The 6,609-nt window shown below is 74.5% G+C and carries 1 protein-coding gene; it reads right to left on the minus strand.

Annotated features, from left to right (window positions below; genetic code table 11):
• Window positions 1–37: 37 nt before the first annotated feature.
• On the minus strand, window positions 38–6,502 hold the full coding sequence (locus FNQ90_RS08665; protein ID WP_182605831.1) for a type I polyketide synthase: 6,465 nt from the start codon (window positions 6,500–6,502) through the stop codon (window positions 38–40).
• Window positions 6,503–6,609 lie beyond the last annotated feature (107 nt).

Consider the following 6,609-nt stretch of genomic DNA (forward strand, 5'->3'; position numbering starts at 1 on the left):
GTGGAGGGCTCCGGGGGGCGGGGCCCGCGGGAACCGGTCAACCGGCCCTGCGGCGGCGGGCGGCGGCGGTCTTCAGGCCCGAGCGGCGACGCCGACCCTGTTCGCCGGCGTCCGGGCCGGGCCGGACCCGGTCCGCGGCCGGCGATCCGTCGAGCAGTTTCGCCAGGGCCTCGACGGTCGGTGCCTCGTAGAGCACGTGCGGCGGCAGCTCCGCCCCGGGGAAGACCTTGCGCAGCTTCGCCAGCAGGGCGATGCCGAGCAGGGAGTTGCCGCCGAGTTCGAAGAAGTTGTCCCGCACACCGACCCGTTCCAGCTTCAGCTGGTCACGCCAGACCTCGGCGATCGAGGATTCGGCCGGACCGGAGGGCTCCCGGTAGGGGGTGAGCAACTCGGGACGCGGATGACGCCCGCCGCCCTGCCCGCCTTCGGTCGGGTCCAGTACCGCCTCGACCGTGAAGCCGGCGGCGTAGCGGACCATGGTCGGCAGATCCTGAGTGGAGACCACCACCCGGGGTTCACCGGCCGACAGCGCCCGCAGCAGCGACCTCCAGCCCTCGTCGAAGCCGATGCCGAAGGTCTCCCGATGGCTCCGGAAGAAGGACTGGAGCTGATCATCGTAGCCGGCGAGGCCGAAATCCCAGGCGTTCCAGGTCCATTCGCCCCAGGCCACGGAGACCGCACGGCGTCCGCCGGCCGCCAGCCGGGCGGCGAAGCCGTCCAGGTAGGCGTTGGCGGCGCAGTAGTCGACCTGGCCGGGACCACCGCCGGTGGCGGAGGTGATGGACGAGAAGAGGGCCAGGAAGTCCAGCTCCACCTCGTCCTCGCCGTCGATCCGCAGCGCCTCGGCGATGGCGCGGGCACCACCGACCTTGGGGGCGAGCACCAGGTCGGAGTCGGCGGGCTGCTTGAACTGCATCAGTCCCGTACCGGGTACACCGGCCGCGTGCAGCACCCCGTGCAGCGCGCCGAACCGTTCCCGGGCCGTCTCCACCGCGCGCCGCACGTCGGCGTTGACGGAGACATCGCCCTCGACGACCTCCACCTCGGCGCCGAGCCGGACCAGATCCAGCACCCGGACGACCCGTTCGCGCATCGATTCCTCGGCGTGTTCGGCACCGGAGGCCACCGCCTCCCACCGCTCCCGCGGCGGCAGTCCCCGGCGGCCCAGCAGCACCAGCCGGGCACGGCAGCTCGCGGCGAGCCGCTCGGCCATCGCCAGGCCGATGCCCCCCAGACCACCGGTGATCAGATACACGCCCTCCTCCCGGAGGACCGTGCGGGCCGCCTCCTCGGCGTCCCGGCCCGGCAGCGCCTCGTAACCGGCGACCCAGCGGCGGGTGCCACGCAGGGCCACGGTGGCGTCGGTGCGCGGACGGCGCAACTCCTCGACGACGACGGCGGCCGGGGTGGCCGGCGCGACGTCCAGCAGCCGGGTGGTGACACCCGGGTACTCCAGGGGGACCACCAGCGCCGGGCCGACCAGGGTGGCCGCCTCGGGGCGGGCCTCCACCCCGTCCAGCACCGGGTGGGCGCCGGAGGTCACCAGGTCCAGGGACCAACCCTCCAGGCCCAGGTCACCGGCCGCGTGGGCGAGCGCCACCAGGGTGTGCAGTCCCAGCTCCACGGTGGCGTCGGTCGGGTCGGCGCCATCGCCGGGTGCATCGAGGGTCCACAGGTGAACCACCCGCTCCGGTTCCGGGCCGCGTCCGCGCAGATCACGCAGCATCGCCCGGGCGTCGGCGTGGTCACCGGGCCGGAGGGTGTAGTCGAGGTGCTCGCCGTCCCCACCGACGGTGAAGCCGGTGCCGGGCCGGGCCGCGCTGACCCGAACCTCCGGTCCGGCGGCGGCGCGCAGTGCGGCGAGGATTCGCTCGGCCGCCCTGCCCGCGCTGTAGACCAGCCAGTGCGCGGGCTGTGCGGGGGCCGGGGCGGGCACGGCGGTCTGCCGCCACACCGGCTGCCACAGCCACTCCTCCTCCGGCAGCCGCGGCACCCGGTCCAGGTCCTCGAAGGAGGCCGGGCCCTCGGGCGGCGTGTTCCCCGCCGTCGTGGCGGGGGCGCCCCCGGTGAACAGCGGAGTGGGCTCGATCCAGTACCGCTGGCGCTGGAACGGGTAGGTGGGCAGCGGCACCCGGCGGGGCGGAGCGCCTCGGTGCAGCTCGGCGGTGGCGGCACCGCGACCGTGGTACGCGGCCCAGTCCAACTCCACACCGGTCAGCCAGAGCCGGGAGACGCACTCGGTGAGCACCTCGTCCGAGGGACGCGGGTCGCTCTGCGCGGGCAACGTGGCGGTGATCAGCGGCCAGCGCTCCGGCGGGCAGCCGGCGCCGCGCACCATCGCACCGAGCGAGGGGCCGGGGCCGATCTCCACGATCACCGGCTCCTGGTCCTCCAGCAGTCGCTGCGCGCCCTCGGCGAACCGCACGGTGCGGCACATGTGGGCGGCCCAGTAGGCGGGGTCGCGAACCAGGGCCGCGTCGGCGAGATCACCGGTGACGTTGGAGAGGTACGGCAGAGAGGGCGGGTTGAGGGTGATGTTCTCCGCGACCCAGGAGGTCAGCTGTTCCGCCAGCGGCTCCAACATACGGGAGTGGAAGGCGTGGGTGGTGCGCAGTGCCCGGGCGGGCACCCCGTCCCGCTCCAGTACGGCGATCAACCCGTCCAGCGCGTCCTGCGGACCGGCGACCACCACGGCGGCCGGGCCGTTGACCGCCGCGATGTCCAGACCACGGGCGTCCAGCCGGTACCGGCCGCGGAGTTCGTCCGCGCCGAGCGGCACGGCCGCCATCCCGCCGCTTTCCGCACCGGAGATCAGTCGGGCGCGGTGTACCACCAGGGCGACGGCGTCCGCGGGCGAGAGCACCCCGGCCAGGCAGGCGGCGGCGTACTCGCCGAGGCTGTACCCCAGGATCAGGGCCGGGCGGACACCCCAGGCGATGAGGGTCCGGGCCAGCGCGTAGTCCACGGCGAACATCAACGGTTGGACCACCTCGGTCCGCTCCAGCTCCGCGGTACGCGGGTCGTCGTCGCCGGTGGCGCGGCCGAGCAGCGCCGCCAGGTCCATGTCGCCCCCGCCGCGGGGTCGGTCCCCGGTGAGCAGATCGGTGAGGTCGGTCTCCGGCAGCCAGGGGGCGAGCAGTTCCAGTACCGCGTCGAGTTCGGCCCGGAAGACCGGCTCGTGACGGTGGAGGTCGCCGACCATGCCCGGGTACTGCTCGCCGACACCGGCCAGCAGCAGCGCCACCGGGCGGCCCGAGGCGGTCTCCACCCGGCCGGCGACCGCGGCGCGGTCGTCGGTTCCGGAGAGCACGGCGGCGGCGTGCGCGGTGCCGGTGACCACGGCGGCCCGCCGGTGCTCGAAGGTCTTGCGGCCGACGTGCAGGGTGTGGGCGATGTCGGAGATCCGGTGCGGGGTGCCCTCGTCGAGGAAGGTGGCGAGGTTGCGCACCGACTCCTCGGCGGCCTGTTCGGTGCGGGCGGAGACGGCGACCACGTGGTGGCGGCGGTTCTCCGGGCCGCGCTCCGGTTGGGCGGGCGGCTCCTCCACGACGACGTGCACGTTGGTGCCTCCCATGCCGAGCGAGTTGACCCCGGCGATCCGGGGGCGGCCCTCCTCACCGGACCAGCCGCTCGCGGTGGTGTTGACGTAGAACGGACCGGCGGCGAAGTCGATCTGCGGATTGGGGCGGGTGTAGTTGAGGGAGGCGGGGATGACCCCGTCCCGGACAGTGAGCGCGGTCTTGATCAGTCCGGCGGTACCCGCGGCGTGGTTGAGGTGGCCGACGTTGGTCTTCACCGCGCCGATCGGGATGGTGCCGGGGCCGTCCCCTGCTCCGTACGCCCGGGTGAGCGCGGCGACCTCGATCGGGTCGCCCAGCTCGGTGGCCGAGCCGTGCGCCTCCACATAGCCGATGTCGGAGGCGGTCACACCGGCGTCCACCAGGGCGTCACGCACCGCGGCGGCCTGCCCGACGACGCTGGGCGCGGTGTAACCGGCCTTCAAGGCACCGTCGTTGTTGAGGGCGGAGCCGCGGATCACGGCGTGCACGGTGTCGCCGTCACGGAGCGCGTCGGAGAGACGCTTGAGGACGACCACGGTGGCGCCGTCGCCGAACATGGTGCCGGTCGCGTCGGCGTCGAAGGAATGGACGTGCCCGTCGTGGGAGTCCATGCCTCCGGGCTGGCGGCGGTGGCCCCTGCGGTCCGGCACTCCGATGGAGACACCGCCGGCGAGCGCCACCTCGCACTCCCCGGCACGCAGGCTGCGAACCGCGGTGTGCACGGCGACCAGGGAGGTGGAGCAGAAGGTCTGCACCGGGACACTCGGGCCTCGCAGGTCGAAGAGGTAGGAGACGGTGGTGGTGAGGGCGTCCTTGTCGTTGGTCATGATCAGCTCGTAGGGGCTGACGTCCATGCCGCTGCCGAGCTGCGGGACCATGCCCAGCAGGTAGGTGCTGAGGTTGGAGCCGCCGTAGACCCCGACCCGCTCCCGATAGGACTCGTCGGCGCAGCCCGCGTGTTCCAGCGCCTCCCAGCAAACCTCCAGGAAGAGCCGCTGCTGGGGGTCGGCGAGGGCGGCCATGCGGGGGCTCATCCCGAAGAACCCGGCGTCGAACCCGGCGATGTCCTCCAGCACCGGGCGGGCCCGGACGTACTCCGGGTCGTGGGCCAGTTCGGGGTCGACGCCCGCCTCGATCAACTCCTCCGGGGTGAAGAAGGTGATGGTCTCCACACCGCCGAGCAGGTTCTGCCAGAAGGTGCCGACATCGCCCGCGCCCGGGAAACGACCGGCCATACCGACCACGGCGATCCGCCGGTCGGTCTCCGCCGGGTCCGCTCCCCCGCCCTCCCCGGTGGGTACCGGCGACGGCCCGGGGGTCCGCACCGTGACCGGGACCGGCCGCTCCCGCCCGGCCGGGGCGGGCACCGGGGCCGGTTGGTCCGCACCATCGAGTACGGCGGCCAGGCCCCGCACGGTGGGCGACTCGAAGAGCACCACAGCGGGGACGGTGCGGCCGAAGCGTCGCCGCACGGTCGCCAGCATCTGCAACGCGGAGAAGGAGCTGCCACCCAGGTCGAAGAAGTTGTCCCGGGTGCCGACCGGCACCACGCCCAGCGTCTGCGACCACAGCTCGCACAGTTCGCGCTCGGTGGCGGTCAGCGGGGAGACATAGGGCTGGGGCAGCTCGGGACGGGGCAGCGCGGGTGCGGACTCCTCGTCGGAGGCGGGCTCCGGGGGTTGCGGCAGCCGGTCCTCCCAGCCGCCGCCGGCGGCTATCACCACGGTGTCCAGCGGTCCGGTGACCACGGCATCCAGCGCGGCGAGCGCCCGGGCGTCGGTCATCGCGTACGCGGCCAGCGCACCCGCGGTGCGCTCCTCGGTACGGGCCAGAGTGGCGATCCAGGTATCCCATGCGGCGGAGATCCAGCGGGTGGGTGTCTCCTCGTCCGTCGGCCGGGCCAGCGCCTCCAGGGCGGCGTTGGCGGCGGCGTAGCCACCGAAGGCGATCCCACCGAGGTGCGCGGAGGTCGAGGAGAAGAGCAGCACCCAGGCGGGTGCCAGCTCCGCGGGGAGCGTGTCGAGGGCCTCGCCGATCGCCAGCGCGCCCCGGTACTTGGCGCCGAAGTGACGGCGTATCCCGTCCGCGTCGACCGTGGCCAGCGGCCCGAAGGCGTCCTCGGCGGTGTCACCGGCGGCGTGCAGCACCCCGGTGAAGCGCTCCTCCCCGAGCAGTGCGGCGATGGCCGCGGAGTCGGTGACGTCCAGCTTCGGAGTCTCCACCCGGGCACCTCCGAGGGCGCGCAGCCGGGCGACGGCCTCGGCCCGGGGGCCGGTGGCGTCGGCGGCCAGTCCGGCGCGACCGGCGAGCACCACCCGGCCGGCCCCACCGCGCACCAGGTGCTCGGCGACGACCAGACCGATGACGCCGAGACCGCCGGTGACCAGGTAGCTGCCGCCGGCGCGGACCGCCGGGGTGTGCGACGCGGCCGGGGTCTCGGGGACGGACCGGTAATCGGGGATGTACCGGACACCGCCGCGGTAGGCGGTGAGCACCGGGCCACCGGTGACGCCCAGGGCGTCGGCGAGGTCAGCGGCGTCCCGAGCGGGGTCACCCGCCGGATCCAGGTCGACACCGCGCACGTCCAACCCAGGGTACTCCTGGCCGGCGACCACCGGCAGCACCGCGACCGCGGCCTGCGCCGGGTCCGCGGACTCGCCGGCGGTCACGACGCGGGCCCCGCGGGTCGCCACCAACAGGGCGGCGGTGTCCGGGGCGTCCGCCCGGACGGTGACCGCCTCGGTGACGCGCCGCACGGTCTCGGCGGGGTCGGCGCCGCCCTCGGTGAGGACCACCACGGTGAGCCCGCTCTCGCCGGGCTGCGCGGAGACGTCGCGGCACACCGCGTCGTCCGGTCCGGCGATCGTCGGCTCACCGCCCGCGGCCTCCAACAGGGCGGCGAGCGCGCGGGCCGCTGCGGTGCCATCCGGGCCGTCGACCACCAGCAGATGGCGCCCCCGGGGCGCGCCGGTGGAGGGGGAGCGCTCGGCGGTCCAGTGCCGGGCCAGCAGACGGACGTGCGGTTCGGGCGCGGCGGTCTCTTATACCT

This window comes from Streptomyces alkaliphilus, assembly GCF_014141535.1.
Taxonomy (GTDB): Bacteria; Actinomycetota; Actinomycetes; order Streptomycetales; family Streptomycetaceae; genus Streptomyces; species Streptomyces alkaliphilus.